Raw genomic sequence first — 24,274 nt, 5'->3', positions numbered from 1 at the left:
TTCATTCACAATATGTATGATATTAATCTGAATTGAAAAGGGGACTGATCAAATGTGCACAAGTCTTACATTGGAAACTGCTGACCGGAAACATGTATTAGCAAGAACAATGGATTTTGCATTTCAGCTGGGGACAGAGGTGATTCTCTATCCGCGCCGTTACAGTTGGAGTAGTGAAGCTGACGGAAAGGCCCATCAGACACAGTACGCTTTTATCGGTATGGGGAGAAAACTTGGGAATATTTTATTTGCAGACGGCGTTAATGAAAACGGTTTATCGTGTGCTGCACTTTATTTTCCGGGCTATGCGGAGTACGAAAAAACGATACGGGAAGACACCGTTCACATTGCCCCGCATGAGTTTGTGACATGGGCGCTGTCAGTCTGTAAGTCTTTGGAAGACTTGAAAGAAAAGATTCGATCTTTAACGATTGTAGAGAAAAAATTAGATCTATTGGATACAGTTTTACCGCTTCACTGGATATTGTCAGACCGGACGGGACGCAGCCTGACGATAGAACCGAGAGCAGACGGCCTCAAAGTCTATGACAATCAACCTGGTGTCATGACGAACAGCCCCGACTTTTTATGGCATGTGACCAATTTACGGCAATATATTGGAATCAGACCGAAGCAATTAGAGAGCAAGGAGATGGGCGGATTACCGCTGTCCGCTTTTGGCCAAGGCTCTGGGACTGTGGGCCTTCCGGGGGATTATACACCGCCTTCCCGGTTTGTCAGAGCTGTTTATTTGAAAGAACATCTAGAGCCGGCGGCCGATGAAACGAAAGGGGTAACAGCCGCTTTTCAAATTTTGGCGAATATGACGATACCCAAGGGCACAGTGATAACGGAGGAAGATGAAATTGATTATACGCAATATACTTCCGTGATGTGCAACGACACTGGAAACTATTATTTCCACCACTATGACAATCGGCAAATCCAAAAAGTAAATTTATTTCATGAAGACCTTGACTGCTTAGAGCCTAAAGTGTTTTCCACTAGAGTAGAAGAGAGTATTCATGAGCTTAATTAGTTGACTCAATCAGCTGATTCAGGTTTGAATCCGGAGTCAGCTGTTTTTTTATATGATAGTGACGGCGTCTGAATGGATAGGCGGTTTGCAAAAGAGAAGAAAAGGCAAAGGAAATGTTAAAAACTGCATTTCTATAAAATGTTTGGATAGAAACTGAGTCGCTGCTTCATCAGACTCAGTTTCTTTGCCGTTATGGAGGTTGCACTAGTTGAATGAACCAATGTTATTCCATCATGTTCACGCAAGGAACTCTTCAGCTTGTATAGAAAAAATTGATCTCAACTCATTGACAAACTCGCCATACAAATGTACATTTTGATTTATTCACATTAAACAACTAGGAATATAGGAGTTTATTTTTCGGACTTTTCAGCCTAAAACATGATAAAAGGAGCAGTAACGTCATGACAAGCAAAAAGAAGCAAATCAAATTAGGAGTTTTTCTTGCGGGGACCGGCCATCATGTTGCGTCTTGGCGGCATCCGGACGCGCCTGCGGATGCGAGCATGAACTTGGATTATTTTAAAGAGCTGGCGAGAACAGCAGAGCGGGGCAAGCTGGATATGCTGTTTTTAGCAGACAGCCTGTCAATTGACAGCAAATCGCATCCAAATGTGTTAACAAGGTTTGAGCCATTTACTTTGCTCTCCGCTTTGGCGCAGGTGACATCAAGCATTGGCCTGACTGCGACAGCTTCCACTACTTATAGCGAGCCGTTTCACATTGCCAGACAATTCGCGTCACTGGATCACCTGTCCAACGGCCGTGCCGGGTGGAATGTCGTGACCTCATCCATTGAGTCAACGGCACTGAATTTCAGCGGGGAAAAGCATCTCGAACACCACTTGCGCTATCAGCGGGCAGAGGAATTTGTCGAAGTCGTAAAGGGACTCTGGGATTCATGGGAAGAGGACGCCTTTATCCGCAATAAAGAAACAGGTGAATTCTTTCATAAAGAAAAAATGCACGAGCTCAACCACAAAGGAGAGTATTTCTCAGTCCGCGGGCCTCTGAACGTTTCAAGGTCGCCACAGGGCCAGCCTGTCATGATTCAGGCGGGTTCATCAGGGGACGGGAAAGCGCTGGCTGCCAAAACGGCTGAAGTGATTTTCACGGCACAAAACCATTTGGAATCGGCACAGGAATTTTATGAATCAATTAAAAAGCAGGCAGCCGAGTTTGGCCGCGATCCTGAAAAAATCGCGATCATGCCGGGCATTTTTCCGGTCATCGCGGACACTGAGGAAGAGGCGCGGGCTAAATATCAAGAGCTTCAGGATTTAATCATTCCATCTGTCGGCCTGCAAATCCTTCAGAATTATTTAGGCGGAATTGATTTGTCTGCTTATCCGCTAGACGGGCCGCTGCCAAAGCTTGACGCGGATACATCCAACGCGGTGAAGAGCCGATTTAAGCTTGTTCAAGAAATGGCTGAACGGGACAATATGACGATACGTGAGCTTTACAAATACGTTGCAGGCTCCAGAGGCCATCACATTTTTGTCGGAACGCCGGAACAGCTTGCCGACAAGATGCAGGAATGGGTGGACCATAAAGCTTGTGACGGATTTAATATTATGCCCCCGCTTCTTCCCGAAGGAATTGAACTGTTCGTTGACAAAGTGGTTCCGATTCTACAGGAGCGCGGTGTGTTCAGAAAAGAATATGAAGGCACAACATTGAGAGAGCATTTCGGTTTAGAAAAACCGGTAAACCGTTATGCGAGGTAAGGAGGAACGCTCGATGAAGACGCAATATCGCCTGGCAACTGAACGTGATGCCGAACAGCTTCTCGAGCTGACAAGGCGCGCCTATGAACCGATTCGAAAGCTCGGCATTCGTTTTGCCGCGGCCCAAGCCGATCTGGATCTGGTCTTAAACAATATCCGAAAAAACGCCTGTTACGTCATGGAAGAAGACGGGCGGATCATTGCGACCATCTCCTTAAGAATGCCTTGGGGACAGCAGCCTGGGCCGTATGGCGTTCCTCATATCTGGTGGTTCGCTGTTGATCCTGAAACCGGACAAAAGGGGGTCGGGACAAAACTGCTTCAATGGCTGGAGCAGACCATCCTGCGTGATACGTTAAAGGTTCCGTTTGTATCGCTTGGAACAGCGGATAAGCACCCGTGGCTGATTGAGATGTACGAAAGAAAAGGATATGTCCGAGCAGGCCAGCAGGATCTGGGCAAAGGACATATGACAGTCTATATGAAAAAACAACTGCGACATGACCTATAAAAGATAAAAGGCGGGAAAATCAAATGAAAATGAGAAAATGGACTGTGCTGGTAGTTGCTGCGTTATTAGCCGTGCTATCAGCTTGCGGCAATGGAAACAGCAGCAGTAAAGCGGATGACAACGTACTTCATGTGGGTGCGACCGGGCAGAGCTACCCGTTCGCTTATAAAGAAGACGGAAAGCTGACAGGTTTTGATGTAGAAGTAATGGAAGCTGTTGCAAAGAAGATCGGCATGAAACTGGACTGGAAGCTGCTCGAATTCAGCGGTCTGATGGGAGAGCTTCAAACAGGCAAGCTTGACACCATTTCCAATCAGGTAGCGGTGACAGATGAACGAAAGGAAATGTACAACTTCACAGAACCGTACTCTTATGCAGGAACACAGATTGTCGTCAAAAAAGACAACAATGACATCAAATCAGCAGACGATTTAAAAGGAAAGACAGTAGCTGCTGTATTAGGTTCAAATCACGCGAAAAATCTTGAAAGCAAAGATCCTGACAAAAAAATAAATATCAAAACATACGAGACACAGGAAGGCACGCTGAAGGATGTCGCATACGGACGTGTGGACGCTTACGTAAACAGCCGAAGTGTGCTGATCGCGCAAATTAAGAAAACAGGCTTGCCATTGAAGCTTGCCGGAAATCCGATTGTGTACGAACAAGTCGCATTCCCATTTGCCAAGGATGACGCGCACGACAAGACCCGTAAAAAAGTCAATAAAGCGCTCGATGAACTGCGCAAAGACGGAACGCTTAAAAAGCTTTCAGAAAAATATTTTAACGAAGATATTACAGTAGAACAGAAGCATTAAGAAACGGCGGTGAACCACCAGAATGAATACGATTGATTGGGAATTCATGATCTCAGCATTCCCGACTTTAATTCAGGCCCTTCCGATTACATTGTTTATGGCTGTAGCAGCCATGGTTTTTGCGATTATCGGCGGACTTATTCTCGCACTCATTACAAAGAATAAAATTCCAGTGCTTCATCAGCTGTCAAAGCTGTATATCTCATTCTTCCGGGGCGTGCCGACACTTGTGCAGCTGTTCTTAATTTATTACGGGCTGCCGCAGCTGTTTCCGGAGATGAGCAAGATGACAGCTCTCACAGCTGCCATTATCGGTTTAAGTTTAAAAAACGCCGCCTATTTGGCAGAAATTTTCCGCGCTGCCCTCAACTCTGTTGATGAAGGTCAGCTGGAGGCGTGCCTGTCTGTCGGTATGACGAAGCTTCAGGCCTACAGACGAATTATCCTTCCGCAGGCAGTCAGAAATGCGATACCGGCAACGGGTAATACATTTATCGGCCTCCTAAAAGAAACCTCATTGGCATTTACTTTGGGTGTCATGGAGATGTTTGCGCAAGGTAAGATGTATGCATCGGGAAATCTGAAGTATTTTGAAACCTATTTGGCGGTTGCGATTGTCTATTGGGTTCTTACAATCATTTACAGCATCCTGCAGGACTTGTTTGAACGCACTATGAGCAAGCCATACCGGACTTAGAGGTGAAATCAGTTGATAAAAGTAAAAAATATACGCAAAGCGTTTAAAGATCTGGTCGTGCTGGACGGAATCGACCTTGAAGTCAAACGCGGAGAAGTGGTGGCAATCATCGGTCCGTCCGGTTCCGGAAAATCAACGCTTCTTCGGTGCTTGAATCTACTGGAGCGTCCCAATCAAGGCATCATTGAAATTGGAGAAGCCAAGCTGAACGCGGAAAAGTTTACACGCAAGGAAGCATACCAGCTCCGTCAGCAAACGGCCATGGTCTTCCAAAATTACAATCTGTTCAAAAATAAAACCGCCCTGCAAAACATTACGGAGGCTTTACTCACGGCTCAAAGAAAATCACGCGATGAAGCGAACCGCATTGGGATGGAGATTCTGAAGCAGGTCGGTTTAGAGCATAAAGCGGACAGCTACCCGATCACAATGTCCGGCGGCCAGCAGCAGCGAATCGGCATCGCGCGGGCACTAGCGGTCAACCCGCATGCGATTTTGCTGGATGAACCGACTTCGGCGCTTGACCCGGAGCTTGTGGCGGGTGTGCTTCAAGTCATCAAATCGATTGCTGAAAAACAAACAACAATGATCATCGTCACGCACGAAATGGCATTTGCAAGAGAGGTTGCAGATAAAGTGATTTTTATGGCGGACGGCCATATTATCGAGCAGGGAACGCCTGAAGAACTGTTTGATCATCCGAAAAATGAACGGACAAAACGATTTATCAAGCAGGTGGGAGAGCCTGCAGAGCTTATATAGAAGGGAAGAAGAAGAATGGCCGAAGAAACGTTTCATACACGTTTAATCAATATGCGGCGTGACCTTCATGCACACCCTGAACTGTCATTTCAAGAGTTTGAAACGACAAAAAAAATCCGCCGCTGGCTTGAAGAAGAACATATAGATATTGTTGACGTTCCTCAATTAGAGACTGGCGTGATTGCCGAAATCAAAGGGCAGGAAGACGGCCCCGTTATTGCGATACGAGCGGATATTGATGCGCTCCCGATCCAAGAACAAACGAATCTGCCGTTTGCCTCTAAAATAGACGGCACGATGCATGCGTGCGGGCATGACTTTCATACCGCTTCCATCATCGGCACGGCGATTTTGCTGAATAAAAGAAGAGACAAGCTGAAAGGCACGGTCCGCTTTATCTTTCAGCCTGCGGAAGAAATCGCCGCAGGAGCAAGAAAGGTTATAGAAGCTGGCGTACTTGATGACGTTTCCGCCATTTTTGGCATGCACAATAAGCCTGATTTGCCTGTCGGCACCATTGGGATAAAGGAAGGTCCGCTCATGGCAAGCGTTGACCGGTTTGAGATTGTTGTGAAAGGGAAAGGCGGACATGCCGGCATCCCAAATAACAGTATTGATCCAATCGCTGCAGCAGGACAAATTATCAGCGGCCTGCAATCTGTGATCAGCCGCAATATCAGCTCATTGCAAAACGCGGTTGTCAGCATCACAAGATTACAGGCAGGCAGTTCATGGAACGTGATCCCGGACCAGGCTGAGATGGAAGGCACCGTTCGCACCTTCCAAAAAGAAGCGAGAAAGACCGTTCCAGAGCATATGAAACGAGTGGCTGAAGGAATCGCCGCGGGCTACGGGGCACAGGCCGAATTCCGGTGGTTTCCTTATTTGCCGTCCGTTCAGAATGACGGCACATTTTTAAACGCGGCATCCAAAGCTGCGGCACGGCTTGGCTATCATACGGTTCATGCGGAGCAATCCCCGGGCGGAGAAGACTTCGCTCTTTATCAAGAAAAAATTCCTGGCCTCTTTGTCTGGATGGGAACAAACGGCACAGAAGAGTGGCATCATCCGGCGTTTACATTGGATGAAGACGCACTGCAAGTTGCATCCAGCTACTTTGCTGAGCTGGCTGTACTTGTATTGGAGTCAATCAAATGATCCGAACAGAACTGACAGCAGGTCTTGCTGAGGCCGTAAGATTATCACAACCTGTGGACGCCATTGACGCGATGCGTGAAGCCAAAAAGGGATTGCTTGATTTTACAGCCGCATCATTCGCAGGAAGAGAAGAAAAAGGCATTCAAAAGCTTTTGCACCTGATCGAAGAGGAAGGCGGCACGCCCCTTGTCCCTGTTATCGGGCAAGGAAAAAAGGCAGCGCCATTACAATCTGCGCTGCTCAATGGATTTATCGCCCATGCTCTTGATTTCGATGATGTCCATTCCGATGTAAGGGGACATCCAAGTGCAGTGATTTTGCCGGCACTCATTGCTTCAGCTGCCGCTCGCGAAAGTGACGAGCGGCTTCTTGGCGCTTATATTGTCGGTGTGGAAGTGATGGCAAGGCTTGGAGAGTCGATTGGCAGCCTGCACTATGAAAAAGGCTGGCACAATACGGGAACGCTCGGAGCCATAGCTGCCGCCTGTGCTGTCGGGTACGCGGAGGAACTCAATCAAGAAGAACTGGAAAAAGCAATCGGTTTTGCCGCAACGCAGTCTGCCGGAATGCGGGTGCAATTCGGTACAGAAATGAAACCGCTGCACGCAGGGCTGGCAGCTCAATCAGGCTTGCTTGCTGTTAAGCTGGCCCAATCTGATGTTGGAGGCACTCGTACGGCATTGGATGGAGAAAAAGGTTTCTTCGGCCTATACGGTGATGTAGAAAAGGCCCAAACCACGCTGTTAAGCCATTGGGGCGAACCATGGAGAATCGTGAAGCCAGGTCTATGGTTTAAAATCTATCCATTCTGCTCCGCGGCACACCACGCGGCAGATGCCATTCGCCAGCTTATCTCTCAGGAAGCCATTTCTGCTGACAATACAGAACGGATTGAAGTCGTCTTTCCGCCTGGCGGAGATGCTGCATTAACGGCAAGATCACCAAAAACAGGAGAGGAAGGCCGCTTTAGCGTTGAATATGTCATTGCCCTTGCCCTGCACGGACAGAAGCTGATTGCTGAACATTTCAACAGCGACCCGATACCAAATCACATGCATGCCGCAATGCGTCATATTCAGCGTGTGTATGACAATCGCATTCAGCCAGCCTCTCAAGCGGTTCCAAAAGGCCGTTTCACCATTGTTCGTGCATTTTTATCAGATGGCCGCATATGTGAAGCGCGTGTGGACTGCCCAAAGGGAGCCCCCGGAAACGGTCTGTCTAAAGAAGACGTAAAAGAAAAATTGAAATCAGCGCTGCCAAGTGATGTGCAAAAAGCAGCGCATATCATAGGAGCCATTGAGCGCGCTGACATGAAAGAATTTTTATCGCATTTAGATTAGAATCCGCCTCCCATCCCCTCCTTCAGATGATATGATAAAGCCAAATCTTACGTTTGAAAAAGGAGAAAGGCCATGACGGTAAATGATGCGGTTGTATGTATTCTGGCCATCTTTTTATTATTGGGAGCAGCCGATTATTGCTTGGGAAACAGGTGGGGGCTTGGCGAGCGGTTTGCGGAAGGCTTTAAGGCCATGGGGCCGCTTGCGCTGTCAATGGTCGGGATTGTGTCGCTGGCGCCAGTGCTTGCGGGAATACTGATTCCCGTCGTGTCCCCGGTCTATGCCGCCATTGGCGCAGATCCATCCTCCTTTGCCAACACCATTCTGGCCATTGATATGGGAGGCTATGCGCTGGCAGCAGAAATGGCGAAAGATCCGGACGCGGGCGTGTTTTCATGGGTATTTCTGGGGACGATGATGGGGCCGACAATCGTGTTCACCATTCCTGTCGCTCTTGGCATGATTGAAAAACAGGATCACCCCTATTTTGCAAAAGGTATTTTAATTGGACTGTGCACTGTGCCGATCGGATGCTTCGTAGGCGGAGTAGCTGCGGGTTTTGAGATGGGATTGATCCTGAAAAACATTCTGATTCCCATTCTTTTTTCTGCGGTTATCGCTTTTGGATTATGGCGCTACACCGACAAGACAATCCGCGTATTTCACGTTTTTGGGAAGGCTGTCAGTATTGTTGCGATCATTGGGCTTGTTGCTGTCTCGATTGAAACGATGACAGGCATTTTACTGATACCAGGCCTCGAAAAGATTGAAACAGGCATACAAACCGTAGGCACCATCGCGGTTGTATTAGCGGGCGCTTTTCCGCTGACAGCTTTTATCACAAAAGCTTTTGGCAAACAGCTCTATACTTTGGGCAGGGTATTACACCTAGATCAGGCAGCGACAGCAGGAATGGTTGCTTCTTTGGCACACCATATCCCAATGCTCGCCACCTTAAAAGACATGACGCCGAGAGGAAAGGTTATCAATGTCGCGTTTGCGGTCAGCGCCGCCTTTGTGCTCGGCAGCCACCTCGGCTTTGTGGCGGGAATGAAAAAAGAAATGGCAGCAGCCATGATCATCGGGAAATTAGCTGGCGGTATCACAGCTGTCGCGGCAGCTGCGTGGGCCACGCCCGCCTATTCGGCCGAGCAGCAAAGACATGACTCTCTTAAACAAAACTGAGGAAGGCTGTTTCAACTCTCCTTATTAGGGAAATGATACAGTAACGATTCGGAAAGAGGGTTGGGCACATGGATGCGAAGGACCAGTGCATCTCAAAAATAAAACAGGAATCCAAGCCTTGGATAAAGCGGTTCGGAAGGCTTGGTTATTTTACATTCGGCGGTGTTTTTATCTTGCTCGGCATTCTGGCATTGATGACGGCTGCCGGTTCTGGCAGCGGGGCAAAGGATTCAAGCGGAGCACTTCAAACCTTATCACGCATGCCGTTTGGGTCGATTTTGCTTTTCTTCATCGGAGTCGGACTCATCGGGTATGTCATATGGATGGTGCTGAGTGCGGTTAAGGATACAGAGGGCCACGGCACAGGAAGAAGGGGCCTGTCACGAAGAACGGGAAATTTGTTCAGTGCCGCCGTATACGCATCAATTGCGTGGAATGCCCTTCGGTTTGTCTTTGATCATGGGAGCGGCAGCACTTCAGAACAGACGTGGTCTGCTTATATATTGGCGCAGCCGTTTGGACAGTGGCTGACGGGACTCACAGGAGCGGGCTTTTTCCTATTTGCAGTGGTTCAATTCATAAAAGGTATCCGTGCTTCTTTTATGAAAGAATTCGATACGGCAAAAATGAGCAAAGAAATGATATGTATTGCAAAAAACACAGGACGCGCAGGCAACATCGCCCGTGCTATTATTTTCTCAGCCATCGGCTTCTTTCTCATAAAAACCGCTCTCACTTCTGATCCGGACGACACAAGAGGCTTTGACGGGGCGCTCGCTGAACTCGCGCAGCAGCCGCATGGCAGACTGATTCTGATCTTCTTGGCGTGCGGGCTTGTGTTATATGGAATATACGCCATCATGAAAGGCATTTATCAATATATGAAGTGGGAAAAATAAGCTCTGGGCAGATCTGTGCCAGAGCGTTTTTCAGTTTCTCATAAATCAGGTGGATGAAAGCTGCCGCCAGCCTGTATAATAAAAGCAAATCGAAAGCAGGTTCACCACGAACTGATCCAAGGGAGGTGCGGAATGGATCGGGAAAAACAACAATTAAGCATAGAAGCGGCAAGGCTTTATTATCAGTCTGACTACAGTCAGCAGCAAATCGCAGAGCAGCTCAGCATTTCAAGGCCGACCGTTTCCCGATTGCTGCAATACGCAAAAGAAAAAGGATTTGTCCAAATTCGCGTGATGGACCCTTTTGAAGATTTAGATGCGCTGGGTTCGATGCTGGAAGAGAAATACGGTCTTCTCGAAGCACACGTTGTGTTTTCTCCGACACCGGACTATGCAGCAATCACACATGACTTGAGCCGTTACGGTGCAGAATATATGCATGAAACGGTAAAAGACGGCGACATCGTCGGCGTCAGCTGGGGAACCACCATGTATCAGATCGCGCAAAACATGCAGCCAAAGCAAATAAAGGGTGTAGAGGTCGTCCAGCTGAAAGGCGGCATCAGCCATTCCCGGGTAAACACCTATTCGGCTGAAACGATTCAGCTGTTTGCAGAGGCTTTTCAAACGATGCCGCGCTATCTCCCGCTTCCTGTCGTTTTTGATAACGCCGATGTAAAGCGAATGGTAGAGAAGGATCGCCATATCTCACGGATTATCGAGATGGGCAAGCAGGCCAATATCGCACTCTTTACTGTTGGTACCGTCCGGGACGAGGCGCTGTTATTCCGGCTCGGCTATTTTAACGAAGAAGAGAAAGCATTGCTAAAACATCAGGCTGTTGGAGATATCTGTTCGCGGTTTTTTGACAGGGAAGGGAATATTTGCAGCACCGCCATCAATGACCGGACCATAGGCGTCGAGCTTGAAGATCTGAGGCTGAAGGAACGCTCTATATTAGTGGCCGGCGGAAGCCGAAAAGTGCCTTCTATCCACGGTGCGTTAACAGGAAAGTATGCCAACGTGTTAATCATTGATCAGCATACCGCAAGGGCACTTGTTAATGATTTGTGACACCTTTAGACCTTTCATTGAACAAAATTTCAATTACCAATTTACATATGTTCAAAAGTCGGTTATGCTAAAAAATATCTTAACAAAAAAGGAAGTGTGCGAAGGATGACATTAGCCAATAAAATTGATCATACAGCTTTGAAACCGCATACACAAAAAGCGGATATTCTGAAATTAATAGAAGAAGCGAAAACATACAAATTCGCTTCTGTATGTGTAAACCCGACATGGGTGCAGCTGGCTGCAAAAGAGCTTGAGGGAACAGGAGTTGACGTATGTACAGTCATCGGCTTCCCGCTCGGCGCCAACACAACAGAAACAAAAGCGTTCGAAACGAAGGATGCGATTTCAAAAGGCGCCACTGAAGTGGACATGGTTATTAACATCGCCGCTTTGAAAGATAAAGAAGATGACGCAGTGGAAGCGGATATACGCGGTGTGGTGGAAGCTGCAGCCGGAAAAGCGCTTGTCAAAGTTATTATTGAAACATGCCTGCTGACAGATGAAGAAAAAGAGCGTGCATGCCGTTTAGCAGTTTCTGCGGGAGCGGATTTCGTGAAAACCTCAACAGGTTTTTCAACAGGCGGCGCAACGAAGGAAGATATCGCTTTAATGCGCAAAACAGTAGGTCCTGATATTGGCGTAAAAGCATCTGGGGGTATCAGAACGAAAGAAGATGTAGACACGATGATCGAAGCAGGTGCAAGCCGCATTGGCGCAAGTGCAGGCGTTTCCATTGTAAAAGGAGAGAACGGAGCCGGCGGAGACAATTATTAAGAAGCAGACGGAAGGCAAATTGCTTTCCGTGCCCTGCTTTTCTTTCCGGGGAAATAATAATGTAAGCGAATACAAATAAAGGAGAAACACATATGAAGTATTTGATCGGGATTATCGGTTTAATCGTGTTTTTAGGCCTTGCGTGGATCGCGAGCAGCGGCAAAAAAAGAATTAAGGTCCGCCCAATTATTGTCATGCTCATTTTGCAGTTTATTCTCGGTTACATTCTCCTTAATACGGGGATCGGGAATTTTCTCGTAGGCGGATTTGCACAAGGATTCAGCTACCTGCTTGGCTATGCGGCAGAAGGAATTAACTTTGTATTTGGCGGTTTGGTGAATGCGGATCAATCGACATTCTTTATGAACGTTCTCTTGCCGATTGTATTTATTTCTGCACTCATCGGAATTCTGCAAAAATGGAAGATCCTCCCGTTTATTATTAAATACATCGGCCTTGCCCTCAGCAAGGTAAACGGAATGGGAAGACTTGAGTCGTATAATGCTGTCGCATCTGCAATTTTAGGGCAATCAGAAGTCTTTATCTCCTTGAAAAAAGAACTCGGTTTACTGTCACAGCAGCGTTTGTACACACTTTGCGCTTCTGCGATGTCAACCGTATCCATGTCAATCGTCGGCGCTTACATGACGATGCTGAAGCCTGAATACGTCGTAACGGCTCTTGTATTGAACTTATTTGGCGGTTTTATCATTGCCTCTATCATTAATCCTTACGAGGTCGCAAAAGATGAGGATATGCTCCGTGTAGAAAATGAAGAAAAACAATCCTTCTTCGAAGTGCTCGGAGAATACATCTTAGATGGTTTCAAAGTAGCGGTTGTTGTCGCAGCAATGCTGATTGGATTTGTCGCGATTATTGCTTTGATCAATGGTATCTTTAACGCTGTACTCGGTATTTCCTTCCAAGACCTGCTTGGATATGTGTTTGCTCCATTCGCTTTTCTTGTTGGTATTCCATGGAATGAAGCTGTTAACGCCGGAAGTATTATGGCAACAAAAATGGTATCGAACGAGTTTGTCGCTATGACGTCTCTTTCGCAAAACGGTTTTCACTTCAGCGGCCGCACAACAGCGATTGTATCAGTATTCCTCGTATCGTTCGCGAACTTCTCTTCCATCGGTATCATTGCCGGTGCTGTAAAGGGTCTGAATGAAAAGCAAGGAAACGTTGTTGCTCGTTTCGGTCTGAAATTATTATACGGTGCTACGCTTGTCAGCTTTTTAACAGCGGCAGTTGTAGGCCTGATTTACTGAACATAATCGAAAAGGATCGGTGACTAAAATGAGAATGGTAGATATTATCATCAAAAAACAAAACGGAAAAGAACTCACCACAGAAGAAATCCAGTTTTTCGTGAACGGCTATACGGACGGCAGCATTCCTGATTATCAGGCAAGTGCGCTTGCCATGGCGATTTATTTTCAGGATATGAGTGATCGTGAACGGGCGGACTTAACAATGGCTATGGTGAACTCCGGTGAAACGATTGATCTTTCTGCCATCGAGGGAATTAAAGTGGATAAACATTCAACCGGCGGCGTCGGCGACACGACAACACTCGTCCTCGCACCGCTTGTCGCGGCTCTTGATGTGCCGGTTGCCAAAATGTCCGGCCGCGGTCTCGGGCATACGGGCGGAACAATTGATAAATTAGAGGCGATCGACGGGTTTCACGTGGAACTGTCTAAGGACGAATTTATTAAGCTTGTGAACCGCGACAAGGTTGCCGTCATTGGCCAAAGCGGCAACTTAACGCCGGCGGATAAAAAACTGTACGCCCTGCGTGATGTAACGGGTACGGTGAATTCCATCCCGCTTATCGCTAGCTCCATTATGAGCAAAAAAATCGCTGCCGGAGCGGACGCGATCGTGCTTGACGTGAAAACGGGAGCGGGCGCCTTTATGAAAACAGAGGAAGATGCGGCTGAACTCGCGAAAGCAATGGTACGAATCGGCAACAAAGTCGGCCGCCAAACGATGGCTGTCATCTCCGACATGTCCCAGCCGCTCGGCTTTGCGATCGGAAATGCGCTTGAAGTGAAAGAAGCGATAGACACGCTCAAAGGCGAAGGCCCTGAAGACCTGCACGAGCTAGTCTTAACACTCGGCAGCCAAATGGTCGTGCTTGCGAAAAAAGCAGGTACATTAGACGAAGCAAGAGCGAAGCTTGAAGAGGTCATGAAAAACGGCAAAGCGCTAGAGAAATTTAAAGATTTCTTAAAAAACCAAGGCGGTGACAGCTCGATTGTTGACGATCCGTCTAAGCTTCCGCAAGCGGCTTATCACATTGATGTGCCAGCAAAAGAAGCGGGTGTGGTCTCCGAAATCGTCGCGGACGAAATCGGCGTTGCTGCCATGCTGTTAGGAGCCGGACGCGCCACAAAAGAAGACGAAATTGATTTAGCCGTCGGCATCATGCTCCGCAAAAAGGTCGGCGACAAGGTAGAAAAAGGCGAACCACTCGTGACGCTTTACGCCAACCGCGAAAACGTCGATGAAGTCATCGCGAAAGTCTATGACAACATCCGCATCGCAGCGGAAGCGAAGGCGCCGAAGCTGATTCATACATTAATTACGGAATAAAAATAAAGCACATCCCATCCTGAGTGGGGTGTGCTGTTTTGATTACAGGATATGATCAACCTGATAATCCTCTTGTTCGATTTTTTTTGCTTTCGTAAGATTTTTTCTGAAATAGTAGATGAGATAGCATAGGATGATACAAGGAATTCCGCAGAAGAGAGCGATTCTTTGATTGGGATCAAAAGCGAGACCGATACAAGAAGCTGAACATAATAAAAGGGCGGCTATAGGCATAAGAGGATAAAGCGGTGTGCGAAATGTCAGATCTTTTACATTCCCCCCTTTTTTAAGAAATCTCTTTCGGAACAAGAGTTGAGACAGCGCAATGCTCATCCAGACCACAACCCCCGCAAATCCAGCAATCGCTACCATCACCACATATACAGTTCCAGGTGCCACAATACTGGATACGAGAGATAAACAAGATACAGCCATACTGATGATTAAGGCATTGAGTGGAATGCCTTTAGATGTGACTTTTTTAAAACGAAAGCTGATCATGTTTTCATTTGCTAACGACCACAGCATACGGGTTGAGGCATACAGTCCTGAATTGGCCACGGACAGCAAGGCTGTTAATATAACAAAATTCATAATATCTGCGGCGTAAGGGATTCCGATCTCTGCAAACACTGCTACAAAGGGACTTTCAATTACTCCTGCTTCTTTCCATGAAATCAGTCCGGATAATACGAAGATGGCACCAATGAAAAAAATGACTGTCCTCCATGCGACATTACGGATGGAGCGCGGAATATCCTTTTGAGGATTTGCGGATTCTCCTGCTGTGACGCCGATTAATTCTGTTCCGGAAAAGGCAAAACTCACAGATATCATGGCGATAAATACAGCGAGAAAGCCGTTCGGAAACAATCCTCCATGACCGGTGAAATTTGAAAACATAGGGGCATCAGCCGTCCCGTTTAAAGAGATCAAGCCAAACATGGCGGCGCCTCCTAAGATGATAAATAAAATGATGGTGACAATCTTCACGCTCGAAAACCAAAATTCGGTTTCCGCAAATAATTTGACTGAAAATGCGTTGCATACGAAAAGGAGAGCTGCAAAAATCGCGCTCCACATCCATACGCTGCTGTCAGGAAACCAGCGCTGCATGAGAATACCGGATGCGGTAAACTCAGAACCTACCGTCACCACCCAATTCACCCAGTACATGATGCCGACCATAAAACCGGTAGATGGCCCGATGAATGTTGTAGCGTATTTTTGAAAGGAACCGGTCACCGGCATGGCGACTGACAATTCACCGAGACATTGCATGACGAGGTACATCATCAATCCGCCGATTAAATAAGCGAGTATCGTACCGCCGGGCCCGGCTTGGCTTAGCGTATAGCCCGTACTGAGGAAAAGTCCTGTTCCTATGACGCCTCCCAATGAGATCATAAATAAGTGCCTGCTTTTCATTGTCCGTTTCAGCTGATGGCCGCTTTTCTCCTGAAGACCCACCGTCTCGTCCTCCTTTTAGCTGCCGTTTATCAGGCAGATGAATTTCTTGTAATCAACATACAACCTGCCGGAAGATCACTTGAATCGGGAGCGTTTCATCCCTTTTAATGCGTGTAACAGAACGTGAGCTGCGGCTCTGCTTGTCATATCCCGAAAATCGAGGGTGGGATCAACTTCAACGATTTCGATCCCTGCGACATTGGGCTCTTGTGCGATGTACTTGATTGCTTCGAGTAATTCGTCTGTATAGAGGCCGCCCGGGCCAATCGCTGGACAGCCGGGTGCATGAGACTGGTCTAAGACATCCATATCAACAGATATAAAAATGAAGTCTGTTCCTGTTTGAACGGCAGGCAGGATTTCTTTAATGGTCGGGATCAGGCCTTTCTCACGAATCATTCCCATCGTGTGGATGTCCACGTTATGATTTTTCGCGTATGTTTCATAAGCCAAGCTGTTGCTGAATTCTCTGATACCGAGTTGAATCAAATGCTGACCTTCTATGATCTCTTCATCCAAAAGGCGGCGGAAGGGGGTGCCGTTTGTCGGCCCCCCGTCCTCAGTGTTCCGCACATCATGATGGGCATCAAATTGAATAACGGCTGTCGTTCCTTTCGTTTGCGCAATCGCTTTTATGGTGGAGTAGCTGATGGAGTTATCTCCCCCGAGTATGAGCGGCACCCAATCTGGATAATCAGAAAGCAGAGCATGCATGGTTTGGAAGATTTGATCATGTGATTTCACGATATCAGTCACATGAATATCGACATCCCCCAGATCATAAAGAAAATCTGATACGACATGTTCCCCAAGCTCAGCAGAATAAGCCGATGAATGTTTTAGAGCCTGGCGTATTGTTCCGGGGGCAAAGGAAGCGCCGGAATGACTGATGGACGATTTTGATAGGGGGACACCTATCAGTCCCGGCCCCTTAATGCTTTGGCCGTTCCATTTTTCTATCAGATCGCTCATTTTTGTGACATCTCGGTCTTTAAACGAAGTACCTGCCTCTCTGAGAAAAGGGTATTTATCCATGAATGCCTCCCTCCCTGTTGACTACAATTGTTCCGTTTTTCATGACTTGATGTACATGATTGACGCCGTAGTGATACGGAATATACATGTAATTCGAGGCTTGCCAAATGACAAGATCTGCAGAGCGTCCAGCTTTGAGCTGCCCTGCTTCATCACCTTTTCCTATGGCATATGCGGCATTGACTGTGACGGCATGCCATATTTCTTCTGCGGTCATTTTCAGGTGAAGCGCGGCAATCGACATGATCAGCTGAATATTTTCAGTTGGGGAGCTGCCCGGATTAAAGTCCGTTGCCAAGCTGACACGTACCCCCGCATCAATCATGTCTCTTGCCCTGGCATATGTGTGTTTGCCAAGATAAAACGTCGTGCCCGGCAAGAGGACAGCAATGGTTCCTGATTCAGCCATTTGCTGTATGCCTTCATTTGAGGCGCCCACCAAGTGATCGGCTGAGACAGCTCTTAGCTCAGCCGCTAATTCAGCTCCTCCAAGAGGATCAATTTCATCAGCGTGGATTTTTAATCCGAATCCCGCCTCAGCCGCTTTTTTTAAGTAACGTCGGGATTGGCTGACTGTAAAAACGCCTGTTTCTGTAAAAATATCTGCAAAGGCTGCGAGCTCTTCCGCTTTTATTTCCGGCAAGAGGTCCAGCATGCGATCTAAAAACTCATCGGGGCGCTCCTTATCTTCAGGCGGAATGGCATGAGCGCCCATGAAAGTGGAGACAAGGTCAATGGGCTGGCTCTCATGCAGTTGTTTCGCGACACGCAATTGTTTCAGCTCTGTATCTTTATCTAAGCCGTAGCCGCTCTTCACTTCAGCCGTGGTCGTGCCATATGACAGCATTCTTTTCAGATGTAAATGGCCTTTTTGCAGCAGCTCTTCCTCCGAGGCAGCCCGGGTGTCTTTGACAGTGGACAAAATCCCGCCGCCCTGCGCCAGAATTTCTAAATAGGAAATGCCCTGAAGCTTTAGATTCATCTCCTTTTCCCGAGATCCGCCAAATACAAGATGGGTATGCGGATCGACGAGGCCCGGCGTTACAAGCCGTCCCGAACAGTCAATGATTTCGTCTGCCTCGTAATCGGCTTCAGCCCCTTTTTTTCCGGCGAACACAATCTTCTGTTCGTGGATTCCGACAACAGCGTCTTCGATCACATGAAGATCCTGCATGCTTTTGCCCGCGCGGGGGCCGCTGCTTTCCATCATCAAAAGCTGACCAATGTTGATGAGTATTGTATCAATTTGTTTCGGCATGTCATCACTCCCTTATTTTTGCATCGGCACGATAATGTCTTGTTTTTTCGCTACTTCAACAGCACGTTCATAACCCGCATCCGCATGACGGATAATGCCCAATCCCGGATCGCTCGTTAAGACTCGGGCAAGCCGTTCGTCAGCCAGCTTGCTTCCATCGGCAACCGCAACCATACCGGCATGCAGAGAATAGCCCATTCCAACGCCGCCGCCATGGTGGAAGGAAACCCAGCTCGCACCCGCCGCTGTGTTGACAAGCGCATTTAGCACAGCCCAATCGCCGACAGCGTCACTTCCGTCCATCATCGCTTCTGTCTCCCGATTTGGAGAGGCGACAGACCCGCAGTCCAGATGATCTCTCCCAATGACGACAGGCGCTTTTAGCTCCCCGTTTCGAACCAATTCGTTAATGGCAAGTCCCATCTTTTTTCTTTCTCCGTATCCAAGCCAGCAAATACGGGACGGCAAGCCTTGGAAAGCGACTTTTTCCTGAGCCATATCGATCCAGCGGTGAAGGGCTTTATTTGCCGGGAACAGTTCTTTTAATAACGCATCCGTACGGTAAATATCTGCCGGATCACCGGAAAGCGCCGCCCAGCGGAATGGCCCTTTTCCTTCACAGAATAAGGGGCGGATATAAGCAGGGACAAACCCCGGAAAATCGAAGGCATTCTCCAGCCCTTCATCCTTAGCAACTTGCCGAATATTGTTACCGTAGTCAAATACAACTGAGCCCTTTTGTTGAAAGGCCAGCATGGCTTCCACATGTTTTTTCATGCTTTGTTTCGCAAGGCGCACGTAAAGGTCTGGATTGTCTTGGCGCAAACGATCAGCTTCATCAAGTGAATAGCCCTCAGGAACATAACCGATTAATGGGTCATGGGCAGACGTCTGATCGGTGACGATATCAATGGTGACGCCGCGGTTCAGAAGAGTATGGTGAACCTCTGCCGCGTTTCCGAGAAGAGCGATGGAGAGAGGTTTTCCTGCTAGCTTTGCCTCTTCAGCCCACGCTAAGGCTTCCTCAATCGACGCTGTTTTCCGGTCACAGTATTTTGTTTCAATTCGTTTGTCAATTCGTTTCTCATCAACCTCGACGGCAATCACAACTCCGTCATTCATCGTGACAGATAGCGGCTGGGCGCCTCCCATTCCGCCGAGACCGGCTGTCAGCGTCAATGTCCCTTTTAAGCTTCCTCCGAAATGCTGTCTCGCGAGCTCAGCGAAGGTTTCATAGGTTCCTTGCAAAATGCCTTGTGAGCCAATGTAAATCCAGCTGCCTGCTGTCATTTGCCCGTACATCATTAACCCTTTTTTCTCAAGCTCGTGGAAATGCTCCCAGTTCGCCCACTTCGGAACAAGCACAGAGTTTGCTAAAAGCACGCGCGGCGCCTGCGGGTGTGTACGGAACATGCCAACGGGCTTTCCGGATTGCACGAGCAATGTCTCATCATGTTTTAGTGTTTTTAAGGATTGCTCAATGGCGTGAAAAGCGTCCCAATCCCGTGCGGCTTTGCCAATTCCGCCATATACAATCAGGTCCTCCGGCTTCTCGGCGACTTCCGGATCAAGGTTGTTTCGAAGCATCCGAAGCACCGCCTCTTGCTCCCACCCTAAGCATTCAAGTTCTGTTCCTCTATTGGCACGGATTGATTTTTTTACATCAGTCATATGTTCATCCCCCTTAGTTCTTCTTTCTGATAATTAGGTAATAAAGATTCCTTCTTCAGCCAGTCAGTCAAGCGTTCAATGTCATAGGAAAAAACACGGTCCTGCTGAATGGACGGCACGACTTTTCTCATTTCTTGAAAAAGCTGTTTGGTGTAGGAGGCTGCATGTTCTATGCCTCTGTATTCAACAGCCTGCAATGCGCAAATTGCTTCAATCGCAATCACTCTTCTTGTATTTGCGATCACCTGATAAGCATGCCGCGCGGCGATGGTTCCCATGCTGACGTGGTCTTCTTGGTTGGCGGATGACGGAATAGAGTCCACACTTGCGGGATGGGCCAGGGTTTTATTTTCAGAAACAAGTGAGGCCGCGGCATACTGCATGATCATTGCACCGGATTGCAGACCGGGATGAGGGCTTAGGAATGGCGGCAGGTCATTCAGCTGCGGGTTTACAAGGCGCTCTATCCTGCGTTCTGCGATATTCGCAAGCTCTGATACTGCGATTTTTAGAAAATCCATGGCAAAGGCGATCGGCTGTCCGTGAAAGTTTCCGCCAGAAATGACTTTGTCCCCGTCATTGAAAATAAGAGGGTTGTCCGTAGCTGCATTCATCTCAATCTCTAATTTTTCTTTCACATAGCCTAACGTCTGCCAGGTCGCACCGTGCACTTGCGGAATACAGCGCAATGAATACGCATCCTGAACCCGCAGTTCTCCCTGAGAGGTCGTCAAGCTGCTGTCAGATAGATAAAAACGGATTCGCTCTGCGACATCGATCTGCTCCTGATAGCCGCGGGCGGAGTGAATATCCTCGTCAAACGCATCGATAATTCCGCGGAGCCCTTCAATCGTTAAGCTGGCAATGCGCTCTGTTTGATAGGCTAGTTTTTCCGCTTCAATGTATGCGACCACACCCATAGCAGTCATGGCCTGAGTCCCGTTAATCAAGGCAAGCCCTTCCTTGGATGTCAGTGATACCGGTTGAATGCCAGCTTTTTTCAAGCCTTTCATTGCCGGCATCCTTTCTCCCTCAAAAAAGACTTCTCCTTGCCCGATCAGCGCAAGCGCCAGGTGGGAGAGCGGCGCCAGATCCCCGCTTGCGCCAAGTGATCCCTGCTGGGGGATGACAGGATGGACGCGTTTATTTAAAAAGGCAAGCAATTGTTCGATTAGCTCAGCGCGTACACCGGAAAAGCCTTTTAACAGCGCATTGGCGCGCAAAAGCAGCATGGCCCGAGAAACACACTCAGGAAAAGGGTCGCCGACACCGCAGGCATGTGAAAGGATTAAATTCAGCTGCAGCGCCGCCGAGTCTTCTTTTTGAATCAAGACATCACTGAATTTGCCAAATCCGGTTGTGATGCCGTAAATTGTCTTTTCCTCGTGTACAATCCGTTCCACTGCCGCTCTGCTTTTCTTCACGCGTTCCATACTTTCCTCGGAAGCCGCTGCCTCTTCAAAATCAAACAGCACACGAGCAACGTCCACTGTTGTCAATGAAGAACCGTCTAAAGTCACCATAAGCCCAACTCCTTTTTCTTTACTTTGGTAAAGCGCCCATACAAAAAGGGGCTATGCTGTGAAAATTTGATTTCACGCATAGCCCCCTATCGTCTAAGATCTATGGGCTGTTTCATATGTGATTAATTCCAACGCCGAATGTTTCATGCTCAAGTCCCTTAATCGGCGCTCCTATTGTTCCGTAAAGCGAGACAGCGATCCAATCGCCTTCCGCTTCACTTTCATAAGGATTTCCCCTCAAAACGGCAAACCTCAATCCCACCGTCCGAAGCAGCGATCCTAGCAGCATTTCACCTCTGGTCACGCCATGCAAAGCCTCCATCGTCGCATGATAAAGCGCATGTGACTCGCGATAGCCCTCAGATTGAATGACACCGCTCTTTTTGGAAGCGGTTTCAATTGCAGCTACTACTTTATGCGCGTCCATTGATCCTACCTTGCCAAGACAGACTTTCCATCCATCTCGCTCCAGCTCCTCGACCTGTGTACGTTCTTCAGCTTCATGAAGCAGCAGAAGAACAGACAGCCGGCCGATCCGGCGCTCTTTGTGCAGTGTCATATGAATCACTCAATTCCTAAAAATTCTGATAACTATTAACTGAGTATTATATTAAGTGTTTCAGCAATAGAAGTCAAAAGGTTTTTTACAGTCTTTAACAAGTTAGATTGGTATTGTGATATCGTGATGCAGAAATCTCAGCACATTGCACACCATAGCCAGATAGGTGTGTGGATGGCGGCGCACTCTTGGACACAGGAGCCTATGCGCTCTCGTTCGCAAGGTATTTTCTCACGAGCCAGCCGAATGAGATCCTCAGCCCTGCCAAGCCGACTGTAGACGAGCAGTCGGGCGTCATCTTAAAAAACACTGACAACGAAATGGCTGTCATATCGCTGACCATGCGCGCAAAAATGCCAAAAAGGGGCGTGGTCGCTGAAGAAAACGGCCCTTTATCACAGTCGACGACTTTACAAGGCCGGACAAAGCAGTCATTACATACGCCAATGGAAAAACAGAGATGATTGAAGAAGGAGAAACCGCAAAAGGGTTGAACTATGAAGTAGAGGATATGCAAAATGCAATCCTGCACCAAACAGGCAGCCAGACCATCAGTCTCTCCCTGGAATGTCATGAGCATCATGGACAATGTCAGAGAACAGTGGGGCATTACCTACCCGTTTGAATATGAAAACATCCGGCCTTCATAGCGGGCCGGTGTTTCTTCATAGAAAGATGTAAGCGCTTAAAAAATGATAAAAAAGTGAGGCGAATTGTTTAGATGTTCAACCGATTGTTCCGTGTATGTTTTCTTGCAGCCCTTATCATGGCCTTCACCCTGCCAAACTCCGTCTATGCGCAAAAGGCAGAAAAACCCGTCTTTAAAGAAGTCAGTGTCCATGATCCTTCCATCATTGAGTCAAACGGCACCTTTTATGTTTTTGGATCTCATCTCGCTTCAGCAAAAACGAATGACCTCATGCAATGGCAGCAGCTGACCACCAGCGTCAGCAACAACAACCCTCTTATTCCCAATGTCTATGAAGAATTAAAAGATACCTTCGAATGGGCGCAATCCAATACCCTGTGGGCGGCTGATGTCGCACAGCTAGCGGACGGCAAATACTATATGTACTACAACGCCTGCCGCGGTGACTCACCAAGATCCGCCATGGGAGTGGCCGTCGCTGATAACATCGAAGGGCCCTATAAAAACAAGGGCATCTTTTTGAAATCAGGCATGGAAGGCACAAGCAGTGACGGAACACCGTATGACGCAACCAAACACCCGAACGTCGTAGACCCACACACCTTTTTTGATAAAAACGGCAAGCTGTGGATGGTGTACGGATCATACTCAGGCGGCATTTTCATTCTTGAAATGAATCCGAAAACGGGCTTCCCGCTCCCTGGACAGGGCTACGGCAAAAAACTGCTCGGCGGCAACCACAGCAGAATCGAAGGCCCATATGTGCTCTACAATCCAGACACCCAGTATTACTACTTATACCTATCATATGGCGGTCTTGACGCAACAGGCGGCTATAACATCCGTGTCGCCCGCTCCAAGAATCCGGATGGCCCGTATTATGATGCAGAGGGCAACTCAATGATTGACGTCCGCGGCAAAGAAGGCACATTCTTCGACGACCGCTCCATCGAACCATACGGCGTCAAACTCATGGGCAGCTATTCATTTGAATCAGAAAATGAAAAAGGAACCGGCTACGTCTCACCAGGCCACAACTCCGCATACTATGACGAAAAAACCGGCCGCTCCTATTTAATCTTCCACACCCGCTTCCCGGACAAGGGTGAAGAACATGAAGTCAGAGTCCATCAAATGTTCATGAATAAAGCCGGCTGGCCGGTAGTGGCGCCATATCGTTACGCAGGAGAAATACTGGAAAAAGCAAAACAAAAAGACATCACAGGAACCTACAAGCTCATTCAGCACGGTAAAGACATCTCAGCAGACATCAAAAAAACCATCAACATTCAGCTCAACAAAGACCACACCATTTCCGGGGAAATGACCGGAACGTGGAAGAAAACCGGAAAGAATACAGCTGAACTTACGTTAGCAGGCAAGATGTATCATGGCGTATTTTTACGCCAGTGGGATTCGGTGAGAGAGAAGAACGTGATGACGTTTAGTATATTGAATGGCAGCGGTGAGGCTGTATGGGGATCTAAATAAGATGGAGAAGGCGCCTTCTAT

23 protein-coding genes and 1 pseudogene are annotated in these 24,274 nt (G+C 47.8%); 18 read left to right on the top strand and 6 right to left on the bottom strand.

The features are described from left to right. Positions 1–52: 52 nt before the first annotated feature. The 15 genes and pseudogenes from NSU16_RS19765 to NSU16_RS19695 all read left to right on the top strand — a co-directional run bounded on the left by NSU16_RS19765 (position 53) and on the right by NSU16_RS19695 (position 14,597). Positions 53–1,039: a choloylglycine hydrolase family protein gene (locus tag NSU16_RS19765; RefSeq protein WP_339191786.1), complete on the top strand. Its 987-nt coding sequence runs from the start codon at positions 53–55 to the stop codon at positions 1,037–1,039. After that, positions 1,040–1,255, top strand: a pseudogene (locus tag NSU16_RS19760) (hypothetical protein). It abuts the gene before it with no gap. 188 nt (positions 1,256–1,443) lie between these two features. Continuing rightward, the gene (locus tag NSU16_RS19755) at positions 1,444–2,769 is read left to right on the top strand and encodes an LLM class flavin-dependent oxidoreductase (RefSeq protein ID WP_010332506.1); all 1,326 of its coding nucleotides are present in this window, start codon (positions 1,444–1,446) and stop codon (positions 2,767–2,769) included. Between the two features lie 13 nt (positions 2,770–2,782). Continuing rightward, positions 2,783–3,280, top strand: coding sequence for a GNAT family N-acetyltransferase (locus NSU16_RS19750; protein ID WP_168749196.1), 498 nt, complete (start codon positions 2,783–2,785; stop codon positions 3,278–3,280). Positions 3,281–3,303: 23 nt separating this feature from the next. Further along, positions 3,304–4,098, top strand: coding sequence for an amino acid ABC transporter substrate-binding protein (locus NSU16_RS19745; protein WP_339191785.1), 795 nt, complete (start codon positions 3,304–3,306; stop codon positions 4,096–4,098). A gap of 22 nt (positions 4,099–4,120) precedes the next feature. Further along, positions 4,121–4,795 (top strand): amino acid ABC transporter permease, encoded by a 675-nt coding sequence (locus NSU16_RS19740; RefSeq protein WP_268504245.1) that lies wholly within the window; start codon positions 4,121–4,123, stop codon positions 4,793–4,795. A 12-nt stretch (positions 4,796–4,807) separates the two neighbouring features. Beyond that, the gene (locus tag NSU16_RS19735) at positions 4,808–5,557 is read left to right on the top strand and encodes an amino acid ABC transporter ATP-binding protein (protein ID WP_168749192.1); all 750 of its coding nucleotides are present in this window, start codon (positions 4,808–4,810) and stop codon (positions 5,555–5,557) included. A gap of 15 nt (positions 5,558–5,572) precedes the next feature. Continuing rightward, positions 5,573–6,715: a M20 peptidase aminoacylase family protein gene (locus NSU16_RS19730; RefSeq protein ID WP_339191784.1), complete on the top strand. Its 1,143-nt coding sequence runs from the start codon at positions 5,573–5,575 to the stop codon at positions 6,713–6,715. After that, complete coding sequence (locus tag NSU16_RS19725; RefSeq protein ID WP_339191783.1) at positions 6,712–8,058, top strand: MmgE/PrpD family protein; 1,347 nt, start codon at positions 6,712–6,714, stop codon at positions 8,056–8,058. Before NSU16_RS19730 ends, NSU16_RS19725 begins: the two co-directional genes overlap by 4 nt. Positions 8,059–8,130: 72 nt before the next feature. Next, a complete protein-coding gene (gene eutH, locus NSU16_RS19720; protein ID WP_339191782.1) occupies positions 8,131–9,243 on the top strand; it encodes an ethanolamine utilization protein EutH in 1,113 nt (370 codons plus the stop codon). 68 nt (positions 9,244–9,311) lie between these two features. Continuing rightward, entirely contained in the window at positions 9,312–10,142 is an 831-nt protein-coding gene (locus NSU16_RS19715; RefSeq protein ID WP_339191781.1) for a DUF1206 domain-containing protein, read from the top strand. A 132-nt stretch (positions 10,143–10,274) separates the two neighbouring features. Beyond that, entirely contained in the window at positions 10,275–11,216 is a 942-nt protein-coding gene (gene deoR, locus NSU16_RS19710; RefSeq protein WP_339191780.1) for a DNA-binding transcriptional repressor DeoR, read from the top strand. Positions 11,217–11,321: 105 nt separating this feature from the next. Continuing rightward, the gene (gene deoC / locus NSU16_RS19705) at positions 11,322–11,993 is read left to right on the top strand and encodes a deoxyribose-phosphate aldolase (protein WP_268504251.1); all 672 of its coding nucleotides are present in this window, start codon (positions 11,322–11,324) and stop codon (positions 11,991–11,993) included. 92 nt (positions 11,994–12,085) lie between these two features. Then, positions 12,086–13,267, top strand: coding sequence for a nucleoside permease NupC (nupC, locus tag NSU16_RS19700; RefSeq protein WP_010332495.1), 1,182 nt, complete (start codon positions 12,086–12,088; stop codon positions 13,265–13,267). Positions 13,268–13,295: 28 nt separating this feature from the next. Then, positions 13,296–14,597 (top strand): pyrimidine-nucleoside phosphorylase, encoded by a 1,302-nt coding sequence (locus NSU16_RS19695; RefSeq protein WP_010332494.1) that lies wholly within the window; start codon positions 13,296–13,298, stop codon positions 14,595–14,597. Positions 14,598–14,639: 42 nt separating this feature from the next. Here the strand turns inward: NSU16_RS19695 and NSU16_RS19690 are convergent, their stop codons facing one another. The 6 genes from NSU16_RS19690 to hutP all read right to left on the bottom strand — a co-directional run bounded on the left by NSU16_RS19690 (position 14,640) and on the right by hutP (position 22,113). Continuing rightward, entirely contained in the window at positions 14,640–16,067 is a 1,428-nt protein-coding gene (locus tag NSU16_RS19690; RefSeq protein ID WP_339191779.1) for an amino acid permease, read from the bottom strand. Between the two features lie 75 nt (positions 16,068–16,142). Further along, the gene (gene hutG, locus NSU16_RS19685; RefSeq protein ID WP_339191778.1) at positions 16,143–17,102 is read right to left on the bottom strand and encodes a formimidoylglutamase; all 960 of its coding nucleotides are present in this window, start codon (positions 17,100–17,102) and stop codon (positions 16,143–16,145) included. Further along, positions 17,095–18,360: an imidazolonepropionase gene (gene hutI / locus NSU16_RS19680; RefSeq protein ID WP_339191777.1), complete on the bottom strand. Its 1,266-nt coding sequence runs from the start codon at positions 18,358–18,360 to the stop codon at positions 17,095–17,097. The genes hutG and hutI overlap by 8 nt, the downstream gene beginning before the upstream one ends. Positions 18,361–18,372: 12 nt before the next feature. Further along, entirely contained in the window at positions 18,373–20,031 is a 1,659-nt protein-coding gene (gene hutU, locus NSU16_RS19675) for a urocanate hydratase (RefSeq protein ID WP_339191776.1), read from the bottom strand. Further along, positions 20,028–21,554, bottom strand: coding sequence for a histidine ammonia-lyase (gene hutH, locus NSU16_RS19670; RefSeq protein WP_168749177.1), 1,527 nt, complete (start codon positions 21,552–21,554; stop codon positions 20,028–20,030). Before hutH ends, hutU begins: the two co-directional genes overlap by 4 nt. 112 nt (positions 21,555–21,666) lie before the next feature. Then, the gene (gene hutP / locus NSU16_RS19665; RefSeq protein WP_010332488.1) at positions 21,667–22,113 is read right to left on the bottom strand and encodes a hut operon transcriptional regulator HutP; all 447 of its coding nucleotides are present in this window, start codon (positions 22,111–22,113) and stop codon (positions 21,667–21,669) included. A 170-nt stretch (positions 22,114–22,283) separates the two neighbouring features. Here hutP and NSU16_RS19660 point away from each other — a divergent pair, with 170 nt between their 5' ends. From NSU16_RS19660 to NSU16_RS19650, 3 genes are all read left to right on the top strand, one after another. Then, the gene (locus NSU16_RS19660) at positions 22,284–22,577 is read left to right on the top strand and encodes a hypothetical protein (RefSeq protein WP_339191775.1); all 294 of its coding nucleotides are present in this window, start codon (positions 22,284–22,286) and stop codon (positions 22,575–22,577) included. Then, the gene (locus NSU16_RS19655; protein ID WP_339191774.1) at positions 22,574–22,738 is read left to right on the top strand and encodes a hypothetical protein; all 165 of its coding nucleotides are present in this window, start codon (positions 22,574–22,576) and stop codon (positions 22,736–22,738) included. Before NSU16_RS19660 ends, NSU16_RS19655 begins: the two co-directional genes overlap by 4 nt. Positions 22,739–22,834: 96 nt before the next feature. Beyond that, positions 22,835–24,253, top strand: coding sequence for a glycoside hydrolase family 43 protein (locus tag NSU16_RS19650; protein WP_339191773.1), 1,419 nt, complete (start codon positions 22,835–22,837; stop codon positions 24,251–24,253). The last annotated feature ends 21 nt before the right edge of the window (positions 24,254–24,274 follow it).

The organism is Bacillus sp. FSL K6-1003 (assembly GCF_037964945.1).
Lineage (GTDB): Bacteria > Bacillota > Bacilli > Bacillales > Bacillaceae > Bacillus > Bacillus mojavensis.
Note: the sequence above shows the minus strand (reverse complement) of the source record. Positions and strands in the feature narration are given on the sequence as shown.

Excerpts from the sequence above, each read along its gene's own strand:
- NSU16_RS19765 (WP_339191786.1), top strand. The coding sequence starts at position 53 with ATGTGCACAAGTCTTACATTGGAAACTGCTGACCGGAAACATGTATTA.
- NSU16_RS19755 (WP_010332506.1), top strand. The coding sequence starts at position 1,444 with ATGACAAGCAAAAAGAAGCAAATCAAATTAGGAGTTTTTCTTGCGGGG.
- NSU16_RS19750 (WP_168749196.1), top strand. The coding sequence starts at position 2,783 with ATGAAGACGCAATATCGCCTGGCAACTGAACGTGATGCCGAACAGCTT.
- NSU16_RS19745 (WP_339191785.1), top strand. The coding sequence starts at position 3,304 with ATGAAAATGAGAAAATGGACTGTGCTGGTAGTTGCTGCGTTATTAGCC.
- NSU16_RS19740 (WP_268504245.1), top strand. The coding sequence starts at position 4,121 with ATGAATACGATTGATTGGGAATTCATGATCTCAGCATTCCCGACTTTA.
- NSU16_RS19730 (WP_339191784.1), top strand. The coding sequence starts at position 5,573 with ATGGCCGAAGAAACGTTTCATACACGTTTAATCAATATGCGGCGTGAC.
- NSU16_RS19725 (WP_339191783.1), top strand. The coding sequence starts at position 6,712 with ATGATCCGAACAGAACTGACAGCAGGTCTTGCTGAGGCCGTAAGATTA.
- eutH (WP_339191782.1), top strand. The coding sequence starts at position 8,131 with ATGACGGTAAATGATGCGGTTGTATGTATTCTGGCCATCTTTTTATTA.
- NSU16_RS19715 (WP_339191781.1), top strand. The coding sequence starts at position 9,312 with ATGGATGCGAAGGACCAGTGCATCTCAAAAATAAAACAGGAATCCAAG.
- deoR (WP_339191780.1), top strand. The coding sequence starts at position 10,275 with ATGGATCGGGAAAAACAACAATTAAGCATAGAAGCGGCAAGGCTTTAT.
- deoC (WP_268504251.1), top strand. The coding sequence starts at position 11,322 with ATGACATTAGCCAATAAAATTGATCATACAGCTTTGAAACCGCATACA.
- nupC (WP_010332495.1), top strand. The coding sequence starts at position 12,086 with ATGAAGTATTTGATCGGGATTATCGGTTTAATCGTGTTTTTAGGCCTT.
- NSU16_RS19695 (WP_010332494.1), top strand. The coding sequence starts at position 13,296 with ATGAGAATGGTAGATATTATCATCAAAAAACAAAACGGAAAAGAACTC.
- hutG (WP_339191778.1), bottom strand. The coding sequence starts at position 17,102 with ATGGATAAATACCCTTTTCTCAGAGAGGCAGGTACTTCGTTTAAAGAC.
- hutI (WP_339191777.1), bottom strand. The coding sequence starts at position 18,360 with ATGCCGAAACAAATTGATACAATACTCATCAACATTGGTCAGCTTTTG.
- hutU (WP_339191776.1), bottom strand. The coding sequence starts at position 20,031 with ATGACTGATGTAAAAAAATCAATCCGTGCCAATAGAGGAACAGAACTT.
- hutH (WP_168749177.1), bottom strand. The coding sequence starts at position 21,554 with ATGGTGACTTTAGACGGTTCTTCATTGACAACAGTGGACGTTGCTCGT.
- hutP (WP_010332488.1), bottom strand. The coding sequence starts at position 22,113 with ATGACACTGCACAAAGAGCGCCGGATCGGCCGGCTGTCTGTTCTTCTG.
- NSU16_RS19655 (WP_339191774.1), top strand. The coding sequence starts at position 22,574 with ATGATTGAAGAAGGAGAAACCGCAAAAGGGTTGAACTATGAAGTAGAG.
- NSU16_RS19650 (WP_339191773.1), top strand. The coding sequence starts at position 22,835 with ATGTTCAACCGATTGTTCCGTGTATGTTTTCTTGCAGCCCTTATCATG.